General features: G+C 38.5%; 31 protein-coding genes and 1 tRNA gene. 8 read left to right on the top strand and 24 right to left on the bottom strand.

Annotated elements, in window-relative coordinates; genetic code table 11:
* Positions 1–19 precede the first annotated feature (19 nt).
* The 10 genes from eno to MKX31_RS25440 form a co-directional block, all read right to left on the bottom strand.
* Positions 20–1,315 (bottom strand): phosphopyruvate hydratase, encoded by a 1,296-nt coding sequence (eno, locus tag MKX31_RS25485; RefSeq protein WP_000103948.1) that lies wholly within the window; start codon positions 1,313–1,315, stop codon positions 20–22.
* A gap of 30 nt (positions 1,316–1,345) precedes the next feature.
* Positions 1,346–2,875 (bottom strand): 2,3-bisphosphoglycerate-independent phosphoglycerate mutase, encoded by a 1,530-nt coding sequence (gpmI, locus tag MKX31_RS25480; RefSeq protein WP_001231145.1) that lies wholly within the window; start codon positions 2,873–2,875, stop codon positions 1,346–1,348.
* Positions 2,872–3,627: a triose-phosphate isomerase gene (gene tpiA / locus MKX31_RS25475; RefSeq protein ID WP_001231042.1), complete on the bottom strand. Its 756-nt coding sequence runs from the start codon at positions 3,625–3,627 to the stop codon at positions 2,872–2,874. Before tpiA ends, gpmI begins: the two co-directional genes overlap by 4 nt.
* Before the next feature lie 32 nt (positions 3,628–3,659).
* Entirely contained in the window at positions 3,660–4,844 is a 1,185-nt protein-coding gene (locus tag MKX31_RS25470; protein ID WP_002198882.1) for a phosphoglycerate kinase, read from the bottom strand.
* A 139-nt stretch (positions 4,845–4,983) separates the two neighbouring features.
* Positions 4,984–5,988 carry a type I glyceraldehyde-3-phosphate dehydrogenase gene (gene gap / locus MKX31_RS25465; RefSeq protein ID WP_000161234.1) on the bottom strand — a complete coding sequence of 335 codons (1,005 nt, stop codon included), beginning with the start codon at positions 5,986–5,988 and terminating at the stop codon, positions 4,984–4,986.
* Positions 5,989–6,014: 26 nt separating this feature from the next.
* Entirely contained in the window at positions 6,015–7,043 is a 1,029-nt protein-coding gene (gene cggR, locus MKX31_RS25460) for a gapA transcriptional regulator CggR (protein ID WP_001258183.1), read from the bottom strand.
* A 135-nt stretch (positions 7,044–7,178) separates the two neighbouring features.
* Complete coding sequence (locus MKX31_RS25455; protein WP_064476221.1) at positions 7,179–7,424, bottom strand: glutaredoxin family protein; 246 nt, start codon at positions 7,422–7,424, stop codon at positions 7,179–7,181.
* A 9-nt stretch (positions 7,425–7,433) separates the two neighbouring features.
* On the bottom strand, positions 7,434–8,741 hold the full coding sequence (rpoN, locus tag MKX31_RS25450) for an RNA polymerase factor sigma-54 (RefSeq protein WP_222655635.1): 1,308 nt from the start codon (positions 8,739–8,741) through the stop codon (positions 7,434–7,436).
* A gap of 271 nt (positions 8,742–9,012) precedes the next feature.
* Complete coding sequence (locus MKX31_RS25445) at positions 9,013–9,309, bottom strand: hypothetical protein (protein ID WP_222655634.1); 297 nt, start codon at positions 9,307–9,309, stop codon at positions 9,013–9,015.
* Between the two features lie 180 nt (positions 9,310–9,489).
* Positions 9,490–9,565: transfer RNA gene (locus tag MKX31_RS25440), tRNA-Arg, on the bottom strand.
* Positions 9,566–9,769: 204 nt separating this feature from the next.
* On the opposite strand from MKX31_RS25440, the gene MKX31_RS25435 reads away from it, so the two are divergent.
* The 8 genes from MKX31_RS25435 (at position 9,770) to clpP (ending at position 14,355) form a co-directional block, all read left to right on the top strand.
* Positions 9,770–9,976: a DUF1657 domain-containing protein gene (locus tag MKX31_RS25435; protein WP_000216160.1), complete on the top strand. Its 207-nt coding sequence runs from the start codon at positions 9,770–9,772 to the stop codon at positions 9,974–9,976.
* 93 nt (positions 9,977–10,069) lie between these two features.
* A complete protein-coding gene (locus MKX31_RS25430; RefSeq protein WP_103655914.1) occupies positions 10,070–10,555 on the top strand; it encodes a YhcN/YlaJ family sporulation lipoprotein in 486 nt (161 codons plus the stop codon).
* A 29-nt stretch (positions 10,556–10,584) separates the two neighbouring features.
* Entirely contained in the window at positions 10,585–11,061 is a 477-nt protein-coding gene (gene spoVAC, locus MKX31_RS25425) for a stage V sporulation protein AC (RefSeq protein ID WP_000095399.1), read from the top strand.
* Positions 11,062–12,078 (top strand): stage V sporulation protein AD, encoded by a 1,017-nt coding sequence (spoVAD, locus tag MKX31_RS25420; RefSeq protein WP_048563458.1) that lies wholly within the window; start codon positions 11,062–11,064, stop codon positions 12,076–12,078.
* Positions 12,075–12,425 (top strand): stage V sporulation protein AE, encoded by a 351-nt coding sequence (gene spoVAE / locus MKX31_RS25415; protein WP_000575919.1) that lies wholly within the window; start codon positions 12,075–12,077, stop codon positions 12,423–12,425. The genes spoVAD and spoVAE overlap by 4 nt, the downstream gene beginning before the upstream one ends.
* A gap of 11 nt (positions 12,426–12,436) precedes the next feature.
* The gene (locus MKX31_RS25410) at positions 12,437–12,643 is read left to right on the top strand and encodes a DUF1657 domain-containing protein (protein WP_064476217.1); all 207 of its coding nucleotides are present in this window, start codon (positions 12,437–12,439) and stop codon (positions 12,641–12,643) included.
* A 20-nt stretch (positions 12,644–12,663) separates the two neighbouring features.
* On the top strand, positions 12,664–13,533 hold the full coding sequence (locus MKX31_RS25405) for a DUF421 domain-containing protein (protein ID WP_064476216.1): 870 nt from the start codon (positions 12,664–12,666) through the stop codon (positions 13,531–13,533).
* Between the two features lie 240 nt (positions 13,534–13,773).
* A complete protein-coding gene (gene clpP, locus MKX31_RS25400) occupies positions 13,774–14,355 on the top strand; it encodes an ATP-dependent Clp endopeptidase proteolytic subunit ClpP (RefSeq protein WP_001049163.1) in 582 nt (193 codons plus the stop codon).
* A 252-nt stretch (positions 14,356–14,607) separates the two neighbouring features.
* On the opposite strand, the gene MKX31_RS25395 is transcribed toward clpP, so the two are convergent.
* The 14 genes from MKX31_RS25395 to MKX31_RS25330 form a co-directional block, all read right to left on the bottom strand.
* On the bottom strand, positions 14,608–14,856 hold the full coding sequence (locus MKX31_RS25395) for an HPr family phosphocarrier protein (protein WP_000250305.1): 249 nt from the start codon (positions 14,854–14,856) through the stop codon (positions 14,608–14,610).
* Positions 14,857–14,879: 23 nt separating this feature from the next.
* Positions 14,880–15,830: a DNA-binding protein WhiA gene (gene whiA, locus MKX31_RS25390; RefSeq protein WP_064476215.1), complete on the bottom strand. Its 951-nt coding sequence runs from the start codon at positions 15,828–15,830 to the stop codon at positions 14,880–14,882.
* Between the two features lie 89 nt (positions 15,831–15,919).
* Positions 15,920–16,873 carry a gluconeogenesis factor YvcK family protein gene (locus tag MKX31_RS25385; RefSeq protein ID WP_000712182.1) on the bottom strand — a complete coding sequence of 318 codons (954 nt, stop codon included), beginning with the start codon at positions 16,871–16,873 and terminating at the stop codon, positions 15,920–15,922.
* Between the two features lie 3 nt (positions 16,874–16,876).
* Positions 16,877–17,758, bottom strand: a complete 882-nt coding sequence (gene rapZ, locus MKX31_RS25380) for an RNase adapter RapZ (RefSeq protein WP_103655917.1) — start codon at positions 17,756–17,758, stop codon at positions 16,877–16,879.
* A 20-nt stretch (positions 17,759–17,778) separates the two neighbouring features.
* Positions 17,779–18,237 carry an NUDIX hydrolase gene (locus MKX31_RS25375; RefSeq protein WP_001190080.1) on the bottom strand — a complete coding sequence of 153 codons (459 nt, stop codon included), beginning with the start codon at positions 18,235–18,237 and terminating at the stop codon, positions 17,779–17,781.
* A 228-nt stretch (positions 18,238–18,465) separates the two neighbouring features.
* Entirely contained in the window at positions 18,466–19,272 is an 807-nt protein-coding gene (locus MKX31_RS25370; protein ID WP_000455195.1) for a DUF368 domain-containing protein, read from the bottom strand.
* Between the two features lie 162 nt (positions 19,273–19,434).
* Positions 19,435–20,391 (bottom strand): thioredoxin-disulfide reductase, encoded by a 957-nt coding sequence (gene trxB / locus MKX31_RS25365; RefSeq protein ID WP_001288065.1) that lies wholly within the window; start codon positions 20,389–20,391, stop codon positions 19,435–19,437.
* Between the two features lie 85 nt (positions 20,392–20,476).
* Positions 20,477–21,988: a tetratricopeptide repeat protein gene (locus MKX31_RS25360; protein WP_064476214.1), complete on the bottom strand. Its 1,512-nt coding sequence runs from the start codon at positions 21,986–21,988 to the stop codon at positions 20,477–20,479.
* Positions 21,989–22,133: 145 nt separating this feature from the next.
* On the bottom strand, positions 22,134–22,640 hold the full coding sequence (locus MKX31_RS25355; protein ID WP_149173758.1) for an acyltransferase: 507 nt from the start codon (positions 22,638–22,640) through the stop codon (positions 22,134–22,136).
* Between the two features lie 75 nt (positions 22,641–22,715).
* The gene (gene ppaX, locus MKX31_RS25350; RefSeq protein WP_064476212.1) at positions 22,716–23,366 is read right to left on the bottom strand and encodes a pyrophosphatase PpaX; all 651 of its coding nucleotides are present in this window, start codon (positions 23,364–23,366) and stop codon (positions 22,716–22,718) included.
* A 67-nt stretch (positions 23,367–23,433) separates the two neighbouring features.
* Positions 23,434–24,246 carry a prolipoprotein diacylglyceryl transferase gene (lgt, locus tag MKX31_RS25345; protein ID WP_064476211.1) on the bottom strand — a complete coding sequence of 271 codons (813 nt, stop codon included), beginning with the start codon at positions 24,244–24,246 and terminating at the stop codon, positions 23,434–23,436.
* A gap of 24 nt (positions 24,247–24,270) precedes the next feature.
* Positions 24,271–25,200 carry an HPr(Ser) kinase/phosphatase gene (gene hprK, locus MKX31_RS25340; RefSeq protein ID WP_001127246.1) on the bottom strand — a complete coding sequence of 310 codons (930 nt, stop codon included), beginning with the start codon at positions 25,198–25,200 and terminating at the stop codon, positions 24,271–24,273.
* Between the two features lie 156 nt (positions 25,201–25,356).
* Positions 25,357–25,737 (bottom strand): phage holin family protein, encoded by a 381-nt coding sequence (locus MKX31_RS25335; protein WP_001267307.1) that lies wholly within the window; start codon positions 25,735–25,737, stop codon positions 25,357–25,359.
* 174 nt (positions 25,738–25,911) lie between these two features.
* Complete coding sequence (locus MKX31_RS25330; RefSeq protein WP_088047809.1) at positions 25,912–26,301, bottom strand: DUF4275 family protein; 390 nt, start codon at positions 26,299–26,301, stop codon at positions 25,912–25,914.
* Positions 26,302–26,336: the final 35 nt, after the last annotated feature.

Genomic DNA, 26,336 nt, shown 5'->3' with positions numbered 1-26,336 from the left:
CTGTCGTTATTTTCTACAATTATCGTTTAATGTTGTAGAAAGATTTGATACCATCGTAAACAGCGATTTCGCCTAGTTCGTCTTCGATGCGTAATAATTGGTTGTACTTAGCAATACGGTCAGTACGGCTCATAGAACCAGTTTTGATTTGGCCAGCGTTAGTTGCAACTGCGATGTCAGCGATTGTAGCATCTTCAGTTTCACCAGAACGGTGAGATACAACTGCTGTGTAACCAGCACGTTTAGCCATTTCGATAGCTTCGAAAGTCTCAGTTAAAGTACCGATTTGGTTAACTTTAATTAAGATTGAGTTAGAGATACCTTTTTCGATACCTTCAGCAAGTTTTTGAGTGTTAGTTACGAATAAGTCGTCACCAACTAATTGTACTTTATCACCGATACGCTCAGTTAATAATTTGTGACCATCCCAGTCGTTTTCGTCTAAACCATCTTCAATAGAGATGATTGGGAAGTCTTTGCAAAGCTCTTCGTAGAAATCAACCATTTCTGCAGAAGTTAAGCCAGTACGGCCTTCGCCTGCAAGGTCATATTTACCAGTTTCTTTGTTGTAGAACTCAGAAGAAGCAACGTCCATTCCTAAGAATACGTTCTCGCCAGCTTTGTAACCAGCTTTTTCGATAGCTTCGATGATTACTTCTAATGCTTCACGGTTAGAACCAAGGTTTGGAGCGAATCCACCTTCGTCACCTACTGCAGTGTTAAGACCTTTGTCATGTAATACAGCTTTAAGTGCATGGAATACTTCAGCACCCATACGGATTGATTCTTTGAATGTTGGAGCACCAACTGGTAAGATCATGAACTCTTGGAAGTCTACGTTGTTATCAGCGTGAGAACCACCGTTGATGATGTTCATCATTGGAGTTGGTAATTGTTTTGCATTGAATCCACCAAGGTAACGGTATAATGGAAGACCTACGAAGTCAGCTGCTGCGTGAGCTACTGCCATAGATACACCAAGGATAGCGTTAGCGCCTAGTTTACCTTTGTTTGGAGTGCCATCTAATTCGATCATAGCACGGTCGATACCAGCTTGGTCAGTTACGTCGAAACCAACGATTTCTGGAGCGATTGCTTCGTTAACGTTGTTTACTGCATTTAGAACACCTTTACCAAGGTAACGAGATTTGTCACCGTCACGTAATTCTACTGCTTCGTGCTCACCAGTAGATGCACCACTTGGTACGATAGCGCGTCCGAAAGCGCCGCTTTCTGTGTAAACTTCTACTTCTACAGTTGGGTTACCACGAGAGTCAAGGACTTCGCGAGCATAAACATCAATAATTGTTGACATAATAAATTCTCTCCTTTTTATATAAGCAAATTATTTAATAATTGTTTTACCTGTCATTTCTTTCGGTTGTTCCACATTTAAAAGCGTAAGCATTGTTGGAGCGATATCTCCTAAAATACCACCTTCACGAAGCTCTACATCATTTTTTGTAACGATGAAAGGAACCGGGTTAGTTGTATGAGCTGTCATTGGTCCTCCATCAGCAGTTAACTCCTGATCAGCATTACCATGGTCAGCAGTAATAAGTGCTACACCATCTTTTGCAAGAATCGCTTCTACAACTTTTCCTAAACATTCGTCAGTTGCTTCTACTGCTTTAATTGTTGGTTCCATCATCCCAGAATGGCCAACCATATCACAGTTTGCAAAGTTAAGAATGATAACATCATGTTTATCATTTTCGATTTCATTTACTAAAGCGTCCGTTACTTCGTAAATGCTCATTTCAGGTTTCAAGTCATACGTTGCAACCTTCGGTGAGTTAATTAAAATACGCTCTTCTCCTGGGAATTCAGCCTCACGACCACCGCTAAAGAAGAATGTAACGTGCGGATACTTTTCAGTTTCCGCGATGCGAAGTTGCTTTAATCCCGCTTGCGCAACAACTTCACCTAATGTGTTATCAAGGTTCATTGGCTTGAATGCCACGTAACCATCTACAGTTTCACTGAAATGTGTCATACAAACGAATTCAGGAATGTGAGGTACTTTTTCACCACGATCGAACTCACGGAAGTCTTCGTTTGTAAATACACGAGCAATTTGAATTGCACGGTCTGGACGGAAGTTATAGAAGATAACTGCATCATCATCATTGATTGTTGCAACTGGCGTGTTATCTTCGTTAACAATTACAGACGGCAATACGAATTCATCGTAGATACCATTTGCATAAGAGTCTTCTACACACTCTTCTGCTGATTTATAAGTAGGGCCTTCACCATTCACCATAGCACTGTAACATTTTTCTACGCGATCCCAACGCTTGTCACGGTCCATGGAGTAATAACGACCAGAGATAGTCGCGAATTGTCCTACTCCTGTTTCTTTAATTACTTCATTTGTTGCATCGATATAACCTTTTGCTGTTTGTGGTCCAACATCGCGGCCGTCTAAGAATGCATGGATATAAACTTTCTCCACGCCTTCTTTTGCTGCTAAGCGAAGAAGAGCAAACATATGGTTCATGTGACTGTGCACACCACCATCAGAAAGTAAGCCGAATAAATGAAGAGCAGTACCTTTTTCTTTTACGCTTTTAATTGCATTTTGGAAAGTTTCGTTCTGATCGAACTCACCTTCACGAATTGCAACGTTTACGCGTGTTAAGCTTTGATATACGATGCGGCCTGCACCGATATTTAAGTGACCAACCTCAGAGTTACCCATTTGACCTTCTGGAAGACCTACTTCCTCACCACAAGCTGTAAGCGTTGTGTGAGGGAATTTGTTCCAGTAACCATCAAAATTAGGTTTCTTAGCTTGTGCTACAGCATTCCCGTGAGTTTCTTCACGTAGTCCGAAACCATCAAGAATGATTAAAGCTGTTGGCTTTCTCATTTTACCGCCCCCAGAAGACCTAAGAACGAAGCAGGCTCTAAGCTAGCACCGCCAACTAAAGCGCCGTCGATGTCAGATTGTGCCATATACTCTTTAATGTTTTCTGGTTTTACGCTACCGCCGTATTGAATACGAACAGCTTCTGCAGCTTCTGGAGAAACAGCTTCTGCAACAACTTTACGGATGTGCGCACATACTTCGTTTGCATCTGCAGAAGAAGAAGATTTACCTGTACCGATAGCCCAGATTGGCTCATAAGCGATAACAGTTGCTTTAACTTGCTCTTCTGTTAAACCTGCAAGTGCTTTTGTCACTTGACCTGCTACTAGATCAAATGTTTTTCCGCTTTCGCGCTCTTCTAAAGTCTCACCACAACATACAATTGGTGTTAAACCATGTTCAAATGCTGCAAGAGTCTTTTTGTTTACTGACTCGTCTGTTTCAGCAAACATTTCACGACGCTCAGAGTGGCCAAGTACTACGTAGCCTACTTTTAAGTCGCTAAGTGCTACTGGGCTAATTTCGCCAGTGAATGCACCATTTTTTTCGAAGTGCATGTTTTGTGCACCTACTTGTAAATCAGTTCCTTCAGTTGCTGCTACTAAACGCTCTAAGAATAGAGCTGGAGAGCAAACTACTGCATCAACAGCTGAAGCTGCTGGGATTTGACCTTTAACTTCCTCTACGAAGCTAACTGCTTCAGATAGAGTTTTATTCATTTTCCAGTTACCTGCGATAATTGGTTTACGCATGCTTTGCACCGTCCTTTTTCTTTGGCTGCTACTTATTTGTCGTTAAGACAAACTACACCTGGAAGCTCTTTACCTTCCATGAATTCTAATGACGCACCGCCGCCAGTAGAAATGTGGCTCATTTTATCAGCCATACCGAATTTTTCAACAGCTGCTGCAGAGTCACCACCGCCGATAACAGAGTATGTATCTTCTGCATCTGCTAATGCTTGTCCTACTGCTTTTGTACCTTCTGCGAATGGAGTCATTTCGAATACACCCATTGGTCCATTCCATACAACAAGCTTAGAATTTTTAATTACATCTGCATAAATTTCACGTGTTTTAGGACCGATGTCCACGCCTTCCCATGTAGAAGGAATAGAGTCGATACCTACGATTTGAGTTGTTGCAGTTTCAGAGAATTCCTCTGTGATTACAACATCAACTGGCATGTAGAAGTTTACGCCTTTTTCTTTTGCAAGTTGCATAAATTCTTTAGCTAGTTCAATTTTGTCGTTTTCACATAGAGATAGACCAATTTCATGACCTAAAGCTTTAACGAATGTGTAAGCAAGTCCGCCACCGATGATTAAGTTATCTACTTTGTCTAATAGATGACGAATTACACCGATTTTATCTTTTACTTTCGCACCACCAATGATAGCTGTGAATGGACGTTCTGGGTTAGAAAGTGCTTTTCCAAGTACATCTAACTCTTTTTCCATTAATAGACCAGATACTGCTGGTAGGTAGTCTGCGATACCTGCTGTAGAAGCGTGAGCACGGTGAGCTGCACCGAATGCATCATTTACGAAGATATCAGCAAGAGCTGCAAATTCTTTCGCAAGTTCTGCATCGTTCTTTTCTTCGCCCGCATAGAAACGTACGTTTTCAAGAACTAATACGTCGCCTTCGTTCATTGCTGCAACCATTTCTTGTGCAACTGGTCCGAATGCTTCGTCTGCTTTTTTAACATCTTTACCAAGAAGCTCGCCTAAACGTGCTGCTACTGGAGTAAGACGTAATTCTTCTACTGCTTGACCTTTTGGACGGCCTAAATGACTTGCTAAAATAACTTTCGCACCTTGCTCTACTAAATATTGAATTGTAGGAAGAGCTGCACGGATACGAGTTTCATCTGTAATTTTGCCTTCTTTCATAGGTACGTTGAAATCAACGCGGCAAAATACACGCTTACCTTTTAAATCTACGTCACGAATTGATTTTTTGTTCATTGGATTTCCCTCCGACTACTAGTTAGGATTGACAAAACCCACTCAAAAGCTTAACACATTTGCTTTTAAAACGAAAGAAGAGAGAGAGGGAACAAACCCTCTCCCTCGTTTTGTCATTGATTACTTATATAATTAAGAATTAAAGACCTTTAGAAGTCATGTATGCTGCTAGGTCTACTACACGGTTAGAGTAACCAGTTTCGTTATCGTACCAAGAAAGTACTTTAACCATGTTACCTTCCATTACCATTGTAGATAATGCATCGATTGTAGAAGAAGCTGTACATCCGTTATAGTCGATAGATACTAATGGCTCTTCGCTGTATCCAAGGATACCTTTTAATTCGCCTTCAGCTGCTGCTTTGAATGCTGCGTTTACATCTTCAACTGTTACTTCTTTGTCAAGTTCAACAACTAAGTCAACAAGAGAAACGTTAGCAGTTGGAACACGTACAGCGCCACCGTTTAATTTACCTTTAAGTTCTGGTAATACTAATGCTACAGCTTTAGCTGCACCAGTAGATGTTGGGATCATGTTTTCAGCTGCTGCACGAGCACGACGTAAATCTTTGTGTGGTAAGTCTAAGATTTGTTGGTCGTTAGTGTAAGAGTGAATTGTTGTCATCATTCCGCGTTTTACGCCGAATTTTTCGTTTAATACTTTAGCGAATGGAGCTAGACAGTTTGTAGTACAAGAAGCGTTAGATACTACGTTGTGGTTAGCTGCATCGTATTGTTCGTGGTTAACACCCATAACTACAGTGATATCTTCGTCAGAAGCTGGAGCTGAGATGATAACTTTCTTAACTGATCCACCTAAGTGTTTTTCAGCGTCTGATTTTTTAGTGAAACGGCCAGTAGATTCTACTACTACTTCTACTCCGTAGTCGCTCCATGGTAATTGAGCTGGGTCACGCTCAGCGATAACTTTAATTTCTTTACCGTTAACAACGATGCTGTTTTCGTTAGCAGATACTTCTGCATTTAAAGTTCCGTGAACTGTGTCATATTTTAAAAGGTGAGCTAATGTTTTAGCATCTGTTAAGTCGTTGATTGCTACTACTTCTACCTCAGAGTTGTTAAGAGCTGCGCGGAATACGTTACGTCCGATACGTCCAAATCCATTAATACCAATTTTAGTCATTTGAATTTCCTCCTTGGGGGATTATATTAAAGGGTAATACCCTTTGTTAACTGTTTTGCTGCACCTTCATCTGTAATTAGAATTGAAGTGTGCCCTTGTTTAATTACAGCCTGTATTGCCTTTGCCTTTGAAGAACCTCCAGCGACTGCAACAACGTGAGATACATGTTGTAAATCCTCAAGTTGCATACCAACTGTTCTTACTTTATGAACAACATTTCCTTGTTCATTAAAGTAGTAACCGAAAGCTTCGCCTACTGCTTCGCTTGCTTGAATCTTTAACCAATCTGCTTCTGAAGTATTTCTGCGACGTGCCATTGTTAACGCATCACCTATTCCATGAATGACGATATTGGAAGATCGAATCAACTCAAGAACTTCTTTCACGGAAGGCTCTGTCACAATAGACGCATATGCTTCGCTACTAACATGGTCTGGAACATACAATAAGCGATAATTACTCATCGTATTTTGCGCCATCTTGGCACAAATGGTATTGGCTTCTAATTCGACGCCCTCTCCAATTCCACCACGCGCTGGGACAAATAGCATATGTAAATCTTTGCAATCAAGCTGCATCATGTCCGCAGCAGCAGCTAGCGTAGTTCCTCCAGCCACAGCAACGATATTATTCGCTGTCAGACGGTCTTTTATACAAGTCACACAAGCACGGCCCATCTCCAGTTTGACCCACGGCGATTCATCACTATCACCAGGGACAACGAAAACTTCATCCAAGTCTAATGTTTCCTTAAGTTGCTTTTCTAAAACCTTTAACCCGGAAATTTCTTTCATAAAGTCTTCCAAAGCAAGAACTAAAGCTGTTCCTTCTTCTGTCAAAGTCATTCCAGAAGAAGCGACGTGAACTAAGTTTTGTTCTTTCAAAACTTGGACTTCACTTCGCAATACTCGTTCTGTCATACCGAGACTTGCTGACAAGTTTCTTCTTCCAATAGGCTGCATGAGCCTAATGTATTGAAGAATTTGCATTCTCGTTTGCATAACAGGTAGCAGATCAGGTAATAATTTTTTTGTGTTCTGAATCCATGAGCGCATATCTTTTCTCCTCACTACATTGGTTCATTTTCCCTAGTGGTCACTTTGTGTCCCGTAGTGACATTTTATGTCCCACGTAGGTTAAAAAAATAATCCCTGCTACGTGTATTATTGTAACAGGAGATAGAAACTTATTCAACTCTTAACTGCATTGTTTATATAGTTTATTATGACACCTTTGTGAATGTTACCATATTCTACCTGTTTCCCGCCTATTTCTACAACCGGAATCATTAAATGATACTTCTCCAAAAGGTCATTATCTTCATATATATCTATTTCCTCGATTTGAAAAGAATATTCACATTGTACTTCCTGTAAAACTTGTTTCGCCTGCACGCAAAGGCCACAATCTTTTTTTGTATACAGTACAACTTTCATATTCTTCACCTATCCGATCGTTTTTCGTAATGATGAAGCTGGAATGTGCATTTGTTCTCTATACTTCGCCACTGTTCTTCGAGAAATAACGATTTCATGCTCTTCTTCTAATAATTTTGAAATCTTTTGATCTGAAAGTGGCTTTTTCTTATTCTCCGCCTCAACAAGCGTTTGGATAAATCGTTTCACACGCTTTGTAGAAACTACTTCATCTTCAGTAGTCGAAACAGCATTACTAAAGAACGATTTCATCTCAAATAAACCATGTGGTGTTTGCACATATTTATTTCGCGTTGCACGACTAATTGTAGATTCATGCACACTTAACTCTTCCGCTACCTCTTTTAAAGCAAGTGGCTTTAAATGTTCTGGACCTTCCCAGAAGAAATCACGTTGTTTTTCCATAATAATAGTCATCACTTGCAGAAGCGTTTGTTTTCTCTGTTTTAAACTGCGCATAATCCACTGCACATGCTGATACTTTTCTGAGACGTAAGATGCTACTTCACTTTCACTATTATTCAGAAGCGCACTATACTCAGAATGAATTTCAATTCTCGGCATATTTCTCTCGTTCATTTGTAAAACGAGACGATCACCATCTTTTTTCACCGCCATATCAGGCACAATATAAAGTGGTTTATCAGAAGAAAACGCAAGACCTGGTTTCGGCTGTAATGACGTAATACAGTTCACCGCCGATTGCAATTCCTCATTACTACACTTCAACACTTGGACGAGCTTTCGCCAATCTTTCTTCACGAAATAAGCAAATTGATCCTCTATAACCTCTTCCGCTAATCCATTCCGTCTTTGTAAGCGCTTCAATTGCAAAGTTAGACATTCCTGAATATTACGCGCTCCTACCCCTGCTGGCTCGAGCGATTGGACAAGCTCTACAGAGCGGTCGACTACATGAATTGGTGCGGAAAGGAGATCCGCTAACTCTTCGTTCGTTTCTTGTAAATACCCATTTCCATCCATGTTCATAATAATGAAAGAAGCTATTTTTCGCTCTTCTTCTTCTATTTTATAATACTGTATTTGATTTAATAAATGTTGCTGAATCGTTGTTGAATCCACACTGTAGATTTCCATCTGATTCTCGACTTGTTTGCTGGTACTTTTACTTGTGTTAGAGCTCTTTTTCTTCTCCCTCTCAAAACCACCTAACTCAATAAGGGGATTCTCTAACGATTGCTCATACAAAAACTCCGATAATTCTTGTACATTATACTGGAGCATTGTAATCGCTTGCCTTAACTCTTGTGTCATTGCCAAACGTAAGCTTTGTTCTTGTAAAAGACTTGCCTTCAAACTAATCTCCCCCTTGTTTCTATTGTACAATAAGTTTGGTAAAAGGAGAATGCTATCACAGACACCCATTCCAAAATATTATTAATTTATATGTATTAATGAGATTTACAACTTACAACCGAAATTTGAATAATATTGAAAGAAAATAATAGCGTGATAAAAATTATTACCACATACTAATAGTAAATCTTATTACTAGATATAACAAGTATTAATAAAAAGGTCTGCACTTATATTTGTAAGTGCAGACCTTTTTATGCAGATAGATTCATTATGCTTCGTTAAATATAACATCCCCTTCTTCAGCAGGCCATTCACCTTCTAATTCCATGTCGTCTAACATCATTTCAGCCGTAAAGACAATCGCTATTAAATCCTTATGGTAGTCTCCGCTAGGCAAATAGTGACTAGGTCCAAAACAATCCCTATCAATTTCTTTATAGTGCAATTCCATATTTAACATGAATTTCAACATTTCATCGCCTGTAATTTCACCAGAATCAGATACAGCAACGGTTCTACGTTCGTTATCCCCTAAAACGCTTAAATTCCCACTAATTTTACGCACCTGCAATCCCCTCATACTATAAGTTTTAAATAATTTTAGTATAAACTCATTGCAGAATTAACAGAAGTACCTTGTAAGCCCATAACAAAAACCCCCTATACACGATTATTTCTAATCACATACAAGAGGTTGTTTTAAATTTATTATTCATTTTCAACACGGAACACCAACAATAAAAAACGCGCCCAGAGGGATTCGAACCCCCGGCAGACGTGGTACCGGAAACCACCGCTCTATCCGACTGAGCTATGGGCGCATGATTATAAAGACACTTCATTTTCTTTCCATAATAATAGCAATAAAATCCATCTAAATCAATAAAAATATCCCCGTAATCCTTTATGCACCTTAGTTAGTAGTATATTAACTAAACACTCTCTCCTAAATTTTCCAATCATAAATTCACCCCAACTCACAAATTATAATCTTTGAATTGATATTCCAAAGGGGGCTTCATTCAATGACTGTAATTACAAAACTAAAGCAAACTGTTTCTGGATTAAAAAGTGCACAAGCTAGCTTAGAGGGATTCGCTCTTGATACGGATAACCAACAAGCAAAGCAACTTTTCCAAACAGCTGCAGAGCAAACGCAAACGATTATTGATTCTTTAAACCCACGCGTTGAAGAAGTCCAACAAGAAGAACCACAATACTCACAGCAATAACAGATTCGTCATGCTGTGAAATAGAAAAAGGATGATATGCAGTCATCCTTTTTCTATCACATTACATATTGCAATAGAAATGGAATGATAATCATGCGAAAACTCGGCCTCATAACCGCGTTATTTGCCCTTCTATGTAGCTCTTTTGCCGGATGTGATAATAGTCCCTTAGATAAAAAAGTGAAAGAAGAAGCAAAACGAACGGAGAAAGAAAAAGGTCCCAAACTAACAAAGACGAGTACGGAATCCTTTAATCAATCTATATCACAAGGTGCCAAGAAAAGTGCTCTCGCTATGGATGAAATTATAAAAAGCACCGCAGTGAATTCAAATTTAGATCTCTACATAGCAGTTACACCTGAGCATCACGAAAGGTTTGGGCTAAAAGCTTTGCGTAAGAAGCTTCAAAAGCAGCTAAGTGATGAGCATCCTACTTTCGATGTTCGTGTAAGTACTGATAAAAAAATCTTTATGTTACTCGAAAAGCTTGAGAGCAAAATTAAGAAAAAAGAAGTATCTAAAGACGAGATCAATAAGCAATTAAAACTCATTGGGAAAAAAATGGAGTCTAACACTTAACGCTTTTTAATAGAAAAGGAAGGATCGCAATGTCTAGTAAAGATAAGAACTTAACCCCTGTGCAACAAGAGTATAAAAAATTCGAGCAAGAACGCGAACCGAAGCGCCCTGTCTTGAAAAATTGTATTAAAGCCTTTTTCGTCGGTGGTTTTATTTGCTTCATCGGACAACTCATTTCTACGTTTTATATCACATATTTTGATTTCACTGAGCGTTCAGCAGGAAATCCGACAGTCGCAACTCTCATTTTCATTTCCATGTTACTAACTGGATTCGGTATATACGATCGGTTTGGACAGTTTGCCGGAGCAGGCACAGCTGTACCTGTCACTGGATTTGGTAACTCTGTTATTGCCGCATGTATCGAACACCGAACGGAAGGGTTCGTCCTTGGTGTTGGTGGTAACATGTTTAAATTAGCTGGATCCGTTATTTTGTTTGGTGTATTTTCGGCTTTCGTCATCGCACTTATTAAAACGATTCTCGTTCAATGGGGAGGGCTATAAATGTTACAAGGACACCGAACGTGGGTATTTGAAAACAAACCAGTTATTATTTCGACAGGAGTCGTTGGCGGACCATTTGAAGCGAAAGGGAAAATCCCAGAAGACTTCGATATCCTTCATGAAGATTTATGGCTCGGACAGGATTCCTATGAAAAAGCACATAAAATTTTATTCGAAGAAGCTTGTAGCCGAGCTACTGAAAAAGCAGAACTTCGTAAAGATGATATCCAATTCGTACTTGCAGGAGATTTAATTAATCAAATTACTCCTACAAGCTTTGCTTGTCGTACACTCGGCACTCCTTATCTTGGATTATTCGGTGCTTGTTCTACTTCTATGGAAGGTTTAGCACTTGGGGCAAGTATCGTAAATGCAAAAGGTGCAAAATATTTATTAACTGGGGCATCAAGCCATAACACCGCGGTAGAAAAACAATTCCGCTATCCAACTGAATACGGCGGTCAAAAGCCTCCTACCGCACAATGGACAGTAACCGGGGCAGGCGCGGCTATTTTAAGTGACACTGGACATGGTCCTAGGGTAACATCTGCAACAATCGGACGAGTGGTTGATATGGGACTAACGGATCCGTTTAATATGGGCGGTGCGATGGCTCCAGCTGCCGTCGATACAATTGAAGCCCACTTGCGCGAACGCCAAATTGATGCCTCTTACTACGATTTAATCGTAACAGGCGACCTAGGACATGTCGGACGCGAAATTGCTTATGACTTACTACATAAACACGGAACAAAAGTGACAAGCGAACAGTTTCAAGATTGCGGGCTACTCATCTATAGAGAAGGACAACCTGTCATAGCTGGTGCTAGCGGACCAGGATGTTCTGCAACAGTTGTATACGGTCATTTATTAAACCGAATGAAAAGAGGAGAGTTCAAAAAAATACTTGTCGTTGCGACAGGCGCTTTACTATCTCCACTTACATTCCAACAAGAAGAAACGATTCCATGTATCGCTCACGCCGTTTCGATTGAATTTGGAGGTGTAACGCAATGATTTTTTTCTGGGCTTTCGTCATTGGCGGACTCATATGTGTAATCGGCCAACTTATGTTTGATGTTGGCAAGCTAACACCCGCTCATACAATGGCAACACTCGTTGTTGCCGGTGCTATACTGGACGGATTCAACCTGTATGAACCATTAATCGACTTTGCTGGAGCCGGGGCAACTGTACCTATTACAAGTTTCGGTAATGCCCTCGTTCACGGCGCAATGGAAGAAGCTGCAAAACACGGCATCGTCGGTGTCATTACGGGAATGTTTAAAGTAACGAGCGCGGGTGTATCCGCAGCTATTATTTTCGGCTTTATTGGCGCATTGCTGTTCAAACCGAAAGGATAAGAGGTGTTTGTATGACAGTTATCGCTAGCGTTAAAACCTGCCTTGCTAGTGTAAGGGGCGCTCAAGCAAGTTTAAGCTCCCTTTCACTAAATTCACAGGACGCGGAATCAAAACGCTTATTTCATGAATGTATGTTAGAAATGGACAGCATCATCGCTGATTTACAGAATAGAGTTTCAGTATTAGAACGCGAAGAACCTCAATATAAAGGGTTTTAAGTAGACTGGAGGAAATGACTATGTCTCACCTGCCTGAATGGACACTTGTCATCCTTCGCTCTGTATTCATATTAATTATTTTATTCACTATTACAAAATGCTTAGGAAAAAGACAAATCTCTCAACTTTCCTTTTTTGAATACATAGCGGGAATGACAATCGGTGATATCGCTGCTCAAATATCTACAGGGCTTGATCAAAAGTTTTTCCATGGTGTCTTTGCCATACTTATTTTCGCCTCGGTACCTTTTTTCGTTGGAATTCTTTCCTTAAAAAACAAAACTGCTAGAGACTTTTTTGAAGGAAAGTCTACCGTTTTAATAAAGGACGGCAAAGTACTTGAGGATAATTTAAAGAAAGAGAAATATACAAGTGATGAATTACTTGAACTTCTTAGAGGAAATGGTGCATTCAGTATAGCTGAAGTCGAATTTGCTGTCTTAGAACCGAGCGGAGAATTAAATGTATTATTAAAGAAAGATTCTCAGCCACTTACAGCAAAAGACATCGGGTTAAAAGTACCTAATGAAAAAGAACCGCAAACTGTTATTATGGATGGCAATGTCTTAGATGAACCTCTATCCTCTAGTGGACATAACCGTGCTTGGTTACATTCTGAACTAGAAAAGCTCGGTGTTGTTATTGAAAATGTCTTTCTCGGTCAAGTGGATTCATACGGACAACTTACTATCGACATTTATAATGACAAACTACAAATGCCTTCTCCTCAAAACAAGCCTTTATTATTAGCATCTTTAAAAAAATGTCATGCTGATCTTGAACTATTTTCCCTAGAAACAAAGTCGAAATCAGCAAGCGAAATGTATAGTAAAAACGCGAAACACATCGAAAAGATTTTAAATAAAGTAACCTATCTTTTAAAAGAATAGATATCGAAAGAACGCTTCAGTAAAAAGGCGTTCTTTTCTTTTTTCTACAACTTTCATGACGTTTAAATTTATGTAATTCGGTTATGATGTTGAAGATACATAAGCAGGGAATTTCAAAAACATAGCGAATAATTCATGGTACAACTACATATTTTTTTGATTTAAAGTGGTTTCGTTTGACCTTTATTGACCATAATTGTATTATAAGACTAAGAAAGCTTTAGAAGGAGGAAATAACAGATGAATTTAATTCCTACAGTAATTGAACAAACAAATCGTGGAGAACGCGCTTACGATATTTACTCTCGACTATTAAAAGACCGCATCATTATGCTTGGTAGTGCAATTGATGACAACGTAGCTAACTCAATCGTTTCCCAGCTTTTATTCTTGGAATCTCAAGATCCAGAAAAAGATATTCACATCTACATCAATAGCCCTGGTGGTTCTATCACAGCAGGTATGGCAATTTACGATACAATGCAATTTATTAAACCACAAGTATCAACAATCTGTATCGGTATGGCTGCATCTATGGGTGCATTCTTACTTGCAGCAGGTGAAAAAGGAAAACGTTATGCACTTCCAAACAGTGAAGTAATGATTCACCAACCACTTGGCGGAGCACAAGGTCAAGCGACTGAAATCGAAATCGCTGCAAAACGTATCCTATTCTTACGTGAAAAACTAAACCAAATTCTTGCTGACCGCACAGGTCAACCACTTGAAGTACTACAACGCGACACAGACCGCGACAACTTCATGACAGCTGAAAGAGCTCTAGAATACGGCTTAATCGATAAGATCTTTACAAATCGTTAATAACTAAAGGTGGAAGCGGCTCGTTCAGAATCGCAGGGTGTTGGAGCTTTTACATCCGAGACGCTTTTTGCCTCGAATGTAAAAGCGAAACAACCGGAGATTCTAGCCGCTGGAGCTAGATAGATCTAAAACGAAAGCGCCCTCTTACAGGGCGCTTTTTTATAATTAAACCTCCGCACGTGCGCCCTACATACCCGCCCCCCAACAACAAACAACAAAACAAAAAAGCTATCGCACATGCGCGATAGCTTCTTATTGTATATATGCAGCTAATGCTTCTAAAGCTTCTTCTGCATCTGAACCTTCTGTTGTAATTGTTATCATGCTACCAGTTCCAATTGCTAAGCTCATAATCCCCATTATGCTCTTTGCATTCACTGTCTTTCCATCTTTCTCGATGAAGATATCCGCATGAAAGCGATTAGCCTCTTGTACAAACAACGCAGCCGGACGTGCTTGTAAACCGTTTTTTAATGAAACCTTAACTCGTTTTTGAACCACAGCTCCATTTCCCCTTTAACCTCTTATTTTTTTGCTACCGTTTCCCCCGCGCGTAATTTCTCTGCAATCTCATCGATTTTACGCAAACGATGATTAATACCCGATTTACTAATTTTCCCCCCGGATACCATCTCGCCTAACTCTTTCAATGTTACATCTTGATAATCTCTTCGTAATTGTGCAATTTCTCGCAGTTTATCTGGTAATATATCAAGACCAACCGTCTCATCAATATAACGGATATTTTCAATCTGCCTTAGCGCTGCACCAATTGTTTTATTTAAATTGGCTGTTTCGCAGTTCACTAAACGATTTACTGAATTACGCATATCACGAACAATTCGAATGTCTTCAAATCTTAAAAGTGCATTATGAGCGCCTATAATATTTAAAAACTCCGTAATCTTTTCTGCTTCTTTCAAATACGTAATGTACCCTTTTCTTCTTTCCAACGTCTTACTATTTAAATCAAATCCGTTCATCAATTCACATATAGCATCATTATGTTCCTTATATAACGAAAAGACCTCTAAATGATAAGATGATGTTTCTGGGTTATTTACTGAACCACCTGCTAAAAATGCACCGCGTAAATACGATCGTTTACAACATTTCTTCTCAATCAATTCTTGTGATATATTTCGAATCAACGAAAAGTCGTCTCGAACAATATGAAGATCAGCTAATATTTCGCGAGACTTCTCAACAAGCCGCACAATATATACATTATTTTTCTTCAATCGCATTTTTTTACGAACAAGTAATTCTACCGTCACGTCATATCCTTTTTTCAAAAGCGTATAAATCCTTCTTGCAATTGCCGCATTCTCCGTTTGAATATCGATAGATAGACGACGATTTGAAAAAGAAAGCGATCCGTTCATTCGAAGTAACGCTGATAATTCTGCTTTCTCACAGCATTCCTTCATCTCAAGATTCGTTAGCTCTTTCTTTGTTTCTGATGCAAATGACACAGTCAACACCTCCTTATACGATTACTTTGGAACAAAAATCTTGTCCTATATGAAATGATGAGCGTTACCTCAAAAGAGGCAACGCACATCTACAAGAGTGAATATAAAATAGAAGCTAGTTTTAATGTATCGTGCCTTACAACACGATCATCATACTTCGCTAATTGATCTTGAATGACATCAATATTGCTCTCTGTAAAACGCTCTTCATCTACTACAACTGGTGCCGACATTTCTTCCTCATATAACTGACGTAATTCACAAGGAATATCACGGTTATTTACAATTGCAGTATCGATAAATGGTTTACCTAAATGATCATGTAACGCCTGCACATGGTCAAACGCAGTATATCCCATCGTTTCACCAGCTTGCGTCATAACATTACACACATATACCTTCTTCGCTTTTGCAGCAAGAACAGCGTCCCCGATTTTGTTAACAACTAAATTCGGTAATATACTCGTATACAAACTTCCTGGACCAAAAACAAGTAAATCAGCTCGTTTAATTTCAGCCAACGTTTCATGTAACGGCTCTACATCTTCTGGAGTTAAAAAGACGCGGTTAATCTTCTTCCCGGAATAAGGAATCTTTGATTCACCTGTTACAATTTCTCCATCTTCTAGTTCCGCATGAAGTACCGCACTTTGGTTCGCTGCCGGTAACACACGTCCTCTGACATTTAACACTTTACTCGTTTCCGTAATCGCATGGAAGAAGTCTCCTGTAATCGAGGTCATACCCGCTAATAATAAATTTCCTAACGCATGACCTTTCAGCCCGTCTCCCGTTGTGAAACGATGCTGAAATAAAGCTTCCACCAGCGGCTCTACATCTGATAACGCAACAAGTACGTTACGAATGTCACCTGGGGGTGGAATTTCGAGCTCATCACGTAATCTACCTGAACTGCCACCATCATCAGCGATTGTAACAACTGCTGTAATATCAACCGGATATTGTTTTAATCCTCGTAATAAAACAGAGAGTCCAGTACCGCCTCCCATGATAACAATTTTAGGTTTTCTCTCTTTTTTCATCCCTTAATGGCCCTTTCTCTTCTCCACATCACGATGAGATACATGAACGCTATACTCTGGTTTCAAATGTTTCCCAAGGTATTCTGTAAGCGTAACAGAACGATGCTGTCCACCTGTACATCCAATTGCAATTACAAGTTGACTCTTGCCTTCTCTTTTATAATGAGGCAGCATGAAAGTAATAAGATCCATCAATTTTTCTAAAAACTTATGTGTCTCATTAAATTTCAGTACATACGATGAAACTTCTTCATCTAGTCCTGTTAATGGCTTCATATGTGGAATGTAATATGGATTTGGTAAAAAACGAACATCAAATACTAAATCGGCATCAATTGGAATACCGTACTTAAATCCAAATGACATAACATTTACACGAAACGCTTGCTCAGTTTCAGTTGAAAACAGATGAACAATTTTTTCACGTAATTCTTTCGGTTTTAAATCCGATGTATCCAGCACAATATTCGCTCGTGCCTTCATATCAGTTAATAAGCCACGCTCCATCTCGATTCCCTTTAACGGCAAACCAGTTGGTGCAAGTGGATGCGAACGTCTCGTTTCTTTATAACGAGTTACAAGCGTGCCATCTTTCGCATCTAAGAATAAAATATGAGGAATAATCCATGTACGTTCTGATAAATCATCAAGTGCTCCCCATAAATGTTCGAAAAACTCTCGGCCACGTAAATCAACGCCAAGTGCCACTTTATTCATTTTCCCTTTTGAATCCGCCATAAGCTCAATAAACTTCGGCAATAACATCGGTGGTAAATTATCTACACAGAAATATCCTAAATCTTCAAAACTTTGTAAAGCTACTGTCTTTCCAGCTCCAGACATTCCTGTAATAATTACCATTTTTATATCATTATTCTCTGTCATCGTATCCTCTCCTTGACGGTTTAACTCGGATCTAATCGATATGAAAGCAACTCAAAATCTGGGGTATATACAAATGTACCGTAGATTATGCCATTTCCTTTAATTAAATAATCAATAATGTGATAATCTCCTGGTGCCATTGCTAAATCATCAATTTTGTCAAATGTATGCCAACCAATGATGCCTTCTTCGCTCTCTAGTTTGTTTTCTCCTGCAAAATCTGTCGCTAAAAAGGAGAACATCATCCATTCAGAAACAACTTTATCACCTTCTTGGATGACAAAGGTGAAGACCCCTTTTAACGCTGGGTTCTTTAAATAAATACCTGTTTCTTCACGATACTCGCGAACAACGGAATCTCTTACTGTCTCACCACGCTCCATTTTCCCGCCTGGTGCAACCCACCAATTTCGGCGAGGTTTTTGGAGTAAGAGTACTTCATTATCTCTAATTAACACACAGTTTGTCACTCTTTGCATGTTTCTTCACCTCAGCTACTTGCAGTAAATTTCTCACTGCATACTCATTTCATTATACTATCAAAAACAGTTTGCTACAACGAAGGAGCCAGTCCTCTTTCGCTAAGCACATGCTACTCAACAATTTTAAAAAAGCTTTCTAGAACAAGCAATGTAAATGCCTAGACTTTCAATGAATAGCATAAAAAATCCCCTTAACGATTTTTATCGCCAAGGGGATTAAAGTCCTTATTTCTTACCGAAATAAGTAACAATCGCAAATCCTAAAATAAAGGTAATAATTGAACTTATAATTGAAAATCCTCCAGTTGGAATACCAGGGAACACAATTACAATCGAGCCGATAACAAGTCCAATAATTGCCGCAAATGTCATACTTTTATAACGATCTAACAAGAAACTAATTCCTTTACTACTTACAACAAACCCCGCCATAACACCAGCACCGATAACTACGATTAAAGGTAAGTTCAGTGTAGTTAAAGCATTAATTGCTGTCGGATACACACCAATAATTAATAAAATAAATGATCCGCTAATTCCAGGAAGCAACATAGCCATACTAGCCATCCAGCCCGCGAAAAATAAACCAATTGCATTTAAAATTGTTAACGTCGTAATTGGATCTGCTGCCTTATCTGGTTTAAAGAAAGCTGTGATCGCAACAAGAATTGCTGCAACTATTAATAAAACAATGTGCTTACCTTTAAACGACGACTTTGCATCAGCTTCTCTCATTAACATCGGTAATATACTAATAATTAAACCGAGGAAGAAAAATTGAGTCGGTTCATAATGATTTGCAAGTAAATATTTAATAACGTGGCTTAACGTTAAAAACGCTGCTGCCACACCAGCTGCAAGGGGAATTAAAAAGCCTAAATGTTTTTTCCATTCGCGACTAAAGAATCCACTAATTGCCGCAAGCAATTGTTCATAAATCCCTAACACAACAGCGATTGTACCGCCGCTCACACCAGGAATTAAATCACTAACGCCCATACAAAATCCACGATATATATTACGCCATTCCATACTGAATAAATTCCTCATTTCTTATAGTGATTTTTCCGTAAAGTCCAGTATATCAATAAGAAAGCTTATAATCTTAATATTTTTTGACAAAACTTTGACATTTTCATAAAAAAAGAAGAAAGCTCCTATTGGTAGCTTTCTTCTCAAAAGGCATATTATCCCTTATTTTTCTGATACAGTTTTTAGTTCTTCTAATAATTCTTCTACATAATGTTGAGCACTTTGTGCTGCGATACTACCATCACCTGTTGCCGTTACAATTTGACGTAGCATTTTTTCACGAACATCTCCAGCTGCGAAAATACCAGGAACTTTCGTTTCCATACGCTCATTTGTTTCAAGGTAACCATTTTCATTTGTAATACCTAGTTCAACAAATGGTTTTGAAAGTGGTAACATACCGATGTATATGAATACGCCGTCAGTTTTGACTTCTTTCTCTTCTCCACTGTTTACGTCTACAAGTGTCACGCTTCCTACTTTACCATTTGCATCGTTAATTTCTTTAATAGTGTGATTCCAAATGAAATCTACTTTCTCGTTTTGGAAAGCACGATCTTGTAAAATTTTCTGTGCACGAAGAGTGTCACGACGGTGAACGATTGTTACCTTTGATGCGAAGCGTGTTAAGAACACACCCTCTTCAACAGCAGAATCTCCACCACCAATAACTACAAGTTCTTTTCCTTTAAAGAAAGCCCCATCACATACTGCACAATATGATACACCACGGCCGCCAAGCTCTGTTTCGCCTGGCACACCAATTTTTTTATATTCTGCACCGCTTGCAACGATAATTGCACGTGCTTTATATTCTTTTTTACCAGCAATAATTGTTTTGTATTCTTTACCATCGATGACTGCTTTCACATCACCGTATGCATATTCAGCACCAAATTTCTTCGCATGCTCAAACATTTTATTTGATAAGTCTGGTCCTAAAATGGACTCATAACCTGGGTAGTTTTCTACATCTTCTGTGTTTGCCATTTGGCCACCTGGAATACCACGCTCAAGCATTAATGTGCTTAAATTCGCACGAGATGTATATACTGCAGCTGTCATACCAGCTGGTCCTGCACCAATAATAATGACATCATAAATTTTTTCTTCTGACACATCATTCACTCCTATTCATTCCTACACAATTAAGTTACCCTCATTATACTGTTAGCATCATTTTTTTCCCAATGATTTGCTTACCCTATGTGTGCGTACGCTTAACAGCCTGCACATACTTTCGAACAGTCGCTACAGATACATTATATACATCTCCAAGCTCCGACTGTGTCATCTTATTTCCTTGTTCGCCGCGCACAATATATTCAACCGCAGCTGACCAGCCGTATACATTTGTAAAAACTGCCCCAGATGTATATAAACGTATGAACGTACAAAACCAAAATTGTAAACACTCTTCGATTAATTCATCATCTTTTTTCGTATAATTATATAAAGCATCCGCAATTTGCGCGCACTGTTCAAATTGCTGTAAATCCGCTGGAATGCTCTTATGGCTATTAAGTAAAAAGAAATACTTTGCAAGTTGCGATACGATTGGAACACCGTTTTTCGCCTGCGTTACATCAAAGAAGAATCCCACCTTCTCTGGCGTTGACAATTCATTCATTAAATATAAAGCTAGCATTTGTTCCTCTAGCGTCGCACTTTGTTGAAATGATTTTCGTAATTCTTCAAATAATACGTTTTGTCCTTCATCTGCTAAATTCAGCGCATTCCACGGTTCTTTTCCCTTTTTATCAGGGTGCAATTCTACAACATGCTGCCACATTTTTTCAGCTACTTGCTGATCTTTCACCATATAAGCAGAATATGCAAACCAATAATAAAAACTAACGTCTCCCTCGTATCCTTGACGCTTTAATACTTTGAACCATTTATATGCAGGCTCAAAATGACCAATTGTTGCAAGTGTCGTTCCTAGTTTCAAACGATGCTCGAACGAAATCGGATATACTGAAACTAACTGCTCCGCTAACGCTTCTACTTGTTTATGCTCTCCAATTGAATATAGGAAAATAAGCGTATTACAAAGCGCATGTATATTACCAGGATTTTTCTCTAAAATCATTTCCGTTAACTTCAGAGCTTTATCTACATTACCAGATTGAAAATGTGCAATGGCTAAATTATTATGACCCGACCAAAATTCCGGATAATCTTTTGTAACAATTTCTAATGTAGCAATTGCTTCTTCCAATTGTCCGTTACGAATATAACGATTCGCTTCTTCCTGCATAACAATTAGATCATCTTCATCCTCAATCTCTTCCTCGCCCATCGCTTCTTCTTCCATAATTTCAAGTAATTCTAATGTATCTTCTACAAATTCCTTCTCTTCTGCAACTTCTAAATAGCGATCCGCATACTTTTTCGCCTGCTGAAATAGCCCCATATATGCATAATTATTTGCAATAAAATAATAGCATTGTTCAAGTTCTGGATTAGATCTAACAAGCTTAAAGAAGATTTGATTCGACTCTTGATATTCACCAGCCTCAGATAATACTGTTGCTAATTGACATAAAATAAACGGCTCCTTCTCACTTTGTGCCGCTCTTCGAAAATATTTAATTGCATCTTGCAATTTCTGCCCTTTGTAAGCCCTCATCCCTTTTTTATAAAAGAATTCCGCTAATTGATTAAAAGAGATAACTTGTCCGTTCTCCTTATATATTCCTTGATTTTTCCCCATATATCCTCCAGTTTTTTGTTTTCTTCGTTCACACATTCTTCTATCTATAAGTATAAACGATTCCGTAAAAAACAAAACAGTATATTATACTCAATTATTTCCTTTTTATTCATTAAAAAAGAAGAGAAATGTTACATTTTTAGCATCAACCTTCTCTAGCATCCATTTCTTCTTTCGTATAAATAACACGCATTGGATTTCCACCCACGAAAGCACCACTTTGGACATCTCTATGAACAAGTGTGCCAGCTGAAATAATCGCGCCATCCCCAATTTTCACACCTGGTAATATAGTCGTATTTGCTCCAATCATCACTTCATTTCCTATGATGACCTCTCCAAGTCGATATTCGCGAATTAAATATTCATGTGCTAAAAGCGTTGTATTATAGCCGATAATCGAATTCTCTCCCACAGTTATCTTTTCTGGGAACATAATATCCGGCATTACCATAAGCGCAAATGATGTTTTCTTTCCGACTTTCATCCGTAAAAATGTACGGTACAACCAATTCTTGACGGATAAAAATGGTGTATAACGCGCAATTTGGATAATAATAAAGTTCTTCATTACCTTCCAAAAAGACACTGTTTTATACACATTCCATAATGAATTTTCTCCCGAAACAGGATAGCGCGTTGTCCGTCGCACTTAACTCGCTCCTCTACTAAAAAGTGAAACTGTAAGTTAATAGGGAAATACACCCCCACTAACTTACTTGGACCTTTATAAACGGTTCATATTAGACAAAATTGGTAGCAAATCACTCATTTTATCTAGCATAAAGTCCGGCTTGTAAGCCTCTAAATATGCTCTACCTTTCAACGTCCATGAGACAGCAGCTGTTTTCGTACCCGCATTTTGTCCACCAACAATATCATGATGGTTATCCCCAACCATCAATGCTTCTTCCGGTTTCGCATCTAATAACTCAAGCGCTTTTTGAAGTGGTTCTGGATGTGGTTTCACATGCTCTACATCATCAATTGTCACGACAACATCAAAAAATTCATCAAGCTTTGATAACCTTAATCCCATCTCAACTGTTTGTCTCGCTTTCGTTGTAACAATACCAACTTTATAGCCTTGCTTCTTCAACTCTTGAACTGTTTCATATACAGTTTCATATTCTTCCACTAATTCATCGTGATGATCATGGTTAAATTGACGATAACATGTAATCATCTCTTCAACCTTGTTGTCATCAATCTTGCTGAAAGTATCATGTAAAGAAGGGCCGATAAATGGCAATACATCTTCACGCTTATATTGATTTGGATAATATGTATGTAACGTATGTAAAAAAGAAGAAATAATAAGTTCGTTTGTATTAATTAAAGTTCCATCTAAATCAAATAACACTGTATTTATTCTCATTGCCTTAGTCCCTTCTCTTTCCTGAATATGAAAGAAGCAGCACCTTATAATAAGATGCTACTTTTCTCTAATTTTCCGAATATCTTTTATCAGCTTGCCCCATTTTTCGTCTCACAATAATGAAAATAATAGAAATAACAACAAGTCCAATTGACATTACTTGTGCGATACGAAGTGGTCCTAACATTAAACTATCTGTACGTAAGCCTTCTACGAAGAAGCGCCCTATTGAATACCAAATTAAATATGTGAAGAATAATTCCCCGCGTCGTAAATTCACTTTTCGTAATGAAAGTAATAAAATGACACCTGCAAAATTCCATAATGATTCATATAAAAACGTTGGGTGATAGTACACACCCTCAATATACATTTGATTAATAATGAAATCCGGTAAATGAAGTCCTTCTAAAAACTGTCTCGTTACTTCATCACCATGCGCCTCTTGGTTCATAAAGTTTCCCCATCGACCAATTGCTTGTCCTAGTAAAATACTTGGCGCAGCAATATCAGCCAACTTCCAGAATGAAACCCCGCGTCGTTTTGCAAAAAGAATTCCTGTAATAACAGCCCCGATTAAACCACCATGAATCGCCAAGCCACCTTGACGAATATTAATAATTTGACTCGGGTTTTGCGCGTAATATTCCCATTCAAAAATAACATAGTACATTCTCGCAAATAGAATAGCGATCGGTACTGCAATTAATACAAGGTCAACAAATGTATCTTTTGGAATACCTAGCCTTTCTCCCTCGCGAGTTGCTAGCCAAAGACCTAATAGCACACCCGTACCGATAATAATCCCGTACCAATAAACAGGAAACGGCCCAAGTTGGACAGCTACGCGGTCAAGCTGTGGTACAGAACCTAACAGCATATGTATGACCTCCCTCTCCAAAGTTTACTCCTGATTTCCTAACTCAATCGCACTCATTAATCGTTCAGAGAACTGTTGTGCTGCATTGACTCCCATACGTTTTAAACGGAAGTTCATCGCTGCTACTTCAATAATAACAGCCAAGTTTCGACCAGGACGAACTGGAAGTGTAATCTTTGTAAGCTCTGTATCAATAATCTTCATCTTCTCTTCATCAAGACCTAAGCGATCGTAATTTTTCTTTTGATCCCAAATTTCAAGATTAATAACAAGTGTAATACGCTTATAATTTCGCACTGCCCCTGCACCGAATAACGTCATCACGTTAATGATACCTAGACCACGAATTTCTAATAAATGCTCAATTAAATCTGGTGAGCTTCCGACTAACATGTCTTCATCTTCTTGGCGAATTTCTACACTATCATCCGCAACAAGGCGATGACCACGTTTTACAAGCTCAAGAGCTGTCTCACTTTTACCGACACCACTTTGACCTGTAATTAAAACACCAACACCGTAAATATCTACTAACACACCATGTACAGCTGTTGTTGGTGCTAACTTACCTTCTAAATAATTAGTTAAACGACTTGATAATCTTGTTGTCGTTTGAGAAGAACGTAATAAAGGCATACCTGATTCACGCGATGCATGCAGTAACTCATCTGGTACATCTTGATTACGAGTTATAATAATACATGGCGTCTCCTCAGTACAAAGCGCTTTCATTCTCTCTTGCTTTTGCTCTGACGTTAATGTGTCAAAGAACGTAAGCTCCGTCTTTCCAAGAAGCTGCACACGATCAGCTGGATAATATGTGAAAAATCCTGCCATTTCAATTCCAGGTCGTGATAAATCACTTGTATCAATCGGACGATGAATTCCTTCTTCACCACTTATTAACTCCAATTGAAATTGTTCAATTAAATCTTTTGTCCTTACTTTCGGCATATGTATAAACCTCCACTCCGCTGCGGGTTCAGTCTCATTTGATGTAAAATTCCATTCTACCGGATATTGTACCATTTTTTTCTGGAAACAAGAAATACGGTTTCTAATAAATAGAAAAAAACATTTCATATACATCATGAAATGTTTTTCTTTTTGTCATTTTCTCTTTTTTTCATACAGTGGCTCCACAATTGCCTTTTCAATAATCATATTAAAAATTGAAATACAAATTGCCGCTACAATCGCTACACCGAATCCTGATATATTAAATGCATCTCCTAATAATGAATCTGCTATTTTTAACGTAATCGCATTAATAACAATTAAGAAGAACCCGAAAGTTACAAGAGTAATTGGTAGCGTAATTAAAATTAAAAACGGTTTTACGAACACATTTAAAACAGCCAAGATAATACTCGCAATAATTGCAGTTTGTATATTTGCTACGTAAAACGCGTCTGGCGCAATCCCTTTTAAAAGTCCCGATACAGCGATTAACACAACGCTATTTACAAGAAGTGATACAATCCATCTCATTTTCTTACACATCCTTTTGACATATATATTTCATCATACGCTAATAGATAAGAAACGCAAGTATCATACAAACACTTATATCAACTTATTCTATTCTCCATGCTTGTATACCTACTAACATTCCCTCGCAAAATAAGGACCACACCATCTATGTTCATGAGTTTTTACAAAAGTTCAAGTGAACTCTTTATCTACAATATAAATATCGCCTTTATACATATCGTCCCTCTCACACAATATATCCTCCATATGTAATAAACTCGTATCTTTTATTAGCAGTACATCATCACAATGTTGATAGAATATGTAACAATTCTTTTTCACTTCATTATGAAACGCGTTCTCCGCTTCTTCACCCTCTAAACACTTCTTTTTCTCATAACTAAATATGTGCCAAAGATACCCACATGCATACTTATCTCCATACAGGAAAATGTCTTCTTTTTCCTCATCACTTAAATGGTTTGCAAAATGACCCTCCCAGCGTTTGCGAAAATAAACACCCCAATTTTGAAACTCTCTTACCTTCATATTTTTCTTTCTTAAAATATCTACAAACTCCATTTTCTCCCCCTATGAACGAAAAACCGAGTGTCATT

This window comes from Bacillus sp. FSL M8-0063 (assembly GCF_038005545.1).
GTDB lineage: Bacteria > Bacillota > Bacilli > Bacillales > Bacillaceae_G > Bacillus_A > Bacillus_A wiedmannii.
The sequence above is the reverse complement of the archived record's forward strand: the minus strand, read 5'-3'. Positions and strand labels throughout refer to the sequence as shown.

What these genes read in the sequence shown, in the direction of transcription:
- MKX31_RS25370 (WP_000455195.1), bottom strand. Translation starts at nt 19,272, where the DNA reads ATGGAATGGCGTAATATATATCGTGGATTTTGTATGGGCGTTAGTGAT.
- MKX31_RS25330 (WP_088047809.1), bottom strand. Translation starts at nt 26,301, where the DNA reads ATGGAGTTTGTAGATATTTTAAGAAAGAAAAATATGAAGGTAAGAGAG.
- MKX31_RS25385 (WP_000712182.1), bottom strand. Translation starts at nt 16,873, where the DNA reads ATGAAAAAAGAGAGAAAACCTAAAATTGTTATCATGGGAGGCGGTACT.
- rapZ (WP_103655917.1), bottom strand. Translation starts at nt 17,758, where the DNA reads ATGACAGAGAATAATGATATAAAAATGGTAATTATTACAGGAATGTCT.
- MKX31_RS25435 (WP_000216160.1), top strand. Translation starts at nt 9,770, where the DNA reads ATGACTGTAATTACAAAACTAAAGCAAACTGTTTCTGGATTAAAAAGT.
- MKX31_RS25430 (WP_103655914.1), top strand. Translation starts at nt 10,070, where the DNA reads ATGCGAAAACTCGGCCTCATAACCGCGTTATTTGCCCTTCTATGTAGC.
- eno (WP_000103948.1), bottom strand. Translation starts at nt 1,315, where the DNA reads ATGTCAACAATTATTGATGTTTATGCTCGCGAAGTCCTTGACTCTCGT.
- MKX31_RS25470 (WP_002198882.1), bottom strand. Translation starts at nt 4,844, where the DNA reads ATGAACAAAAAATCAATTCGTGACGTAGATTTAAAAGGTAAGCGTGTA.
- gpmI (WP_001231145.1), bottom strand. Translation starts at nt 2,875, where the DNA reads ATGAGAAAGCCAACAGCTTTAATCATTCTTGATGGTTTCGGACTACGT.
- MKX31_RS25410 (WP_064476217.1), top strand. Translation starts at nt 12,437, where the DNA reads ATGACAGTTATCGCTAGCGTTAAAACCTGCCTTGCTAGTGTAAGGGGC.
- MKX31_RS25375 (WP_001190080.1), bottom strand. Translation starts at nt 18,237, where the DNA reads ATGCAAAGAGTGACAAACTGTGTGTTAATTAGAGATAATGAAGTACTC.
- hprK (WP_001127246.1), bottom strand. Translation starts at nt 25,200, where the DNA reads ATGCCGAAAGTAAGGACAAAAGATTTAATTGAACAATTTCAATTGGAG.
- tpiA (WP_001231042.1), bottom strand. Translation starts at nt 3,627, where the DNA reads ATGCGTAAACCAATTATCGCAGGTAACTGGAAAATGAATAAAACTCTA.
- spoVAE (WP_000575919.1), top strand. Translation starts at nt 12,075, where the DNA reads ATGATTTTTTTCTGGGCTTTCGTCATTGGCGGACTCATATGTGTAATC.
- spoVAC (WP_000095399.1), top strand. Translation starts at nt 10,585, where the DNA reads ATGTCTAGTAAAGATAAGAACTTAACCCCTGTGCAACAAGAGTATAAA.
- lgt (WP_064476211.1), bottom strand. Translation starts at nt 24,246, where the DNA reads ATGCTGTTAGGTTCTGTACCACAGCTTGACCGCGTAGCTGTCCAACTT.
- ppaX (WP_064476212.1), bottom strand. Translation starts at nt 23,366, where the DNA reads ATGAGAATAAATACAGTGTTATTTGATTTAGATGGAACTTTAATTAAT.
- MKX31_RS25360 (WP_064476214.1), bottom strand. Translation starts at nt 21,988, where the DNA reads ATGGGGAAAAATCAAGGAATATATAAGGAGAACGGACAAGTTATCTCT.
- cggR (WP_001258183.1), bottom strand. Translation starts at nt 7,043, where the DNA reads ATGCGCTCATGGATTCAGAACACAAAAAAATTATTACCTGATCTGCTA.
- MKX31_RS25335 (WP_001267307.1), bottom strand. Translation starts at nt 25,737, where the DNA reads ATGAGATGGATTGTATCACTTCTTGTAAATAGCGTTGTGTTAATCGCT.
- MKX31_RS25455 (WP_064476221.1), bottom strand. Translation starts at nt 7,424, where the DNA reads ATGAAAGTTGTACTGTATACAAAAAAAGATTGTGGCCTTTGCGTGCAG.
- spoVAD (WP_048563458.1), top strand. Translation starts at nt 11,062, where the DNA reads ATGTTACAAGGACACCGAACGTGGGTATTTGAAAACAAACCAGTTATT.
- gap (WP_000161234.1), bottom strand. Translation starts at nt 5,988, where the DNA reads ATGACTAAAATTGGTATTAATGGATTTGGACGTATCGGACGTAACGTA.
- clpP (WP_001049163.1), top strand. Translation starts at nt 13,774, where the DNA reads ATGAATTTAATTCCTACAGTAATTGAACAAACAAATCGTGGAGAACGC.
- MKX31_RS25405 (WP_064476216.1), top strand. Translation starts at nt 12,664, where the DNA reads ATGTCTCACCTGCCTGAATGGACACTTGTCATCCTTCGCTCTGTATTC.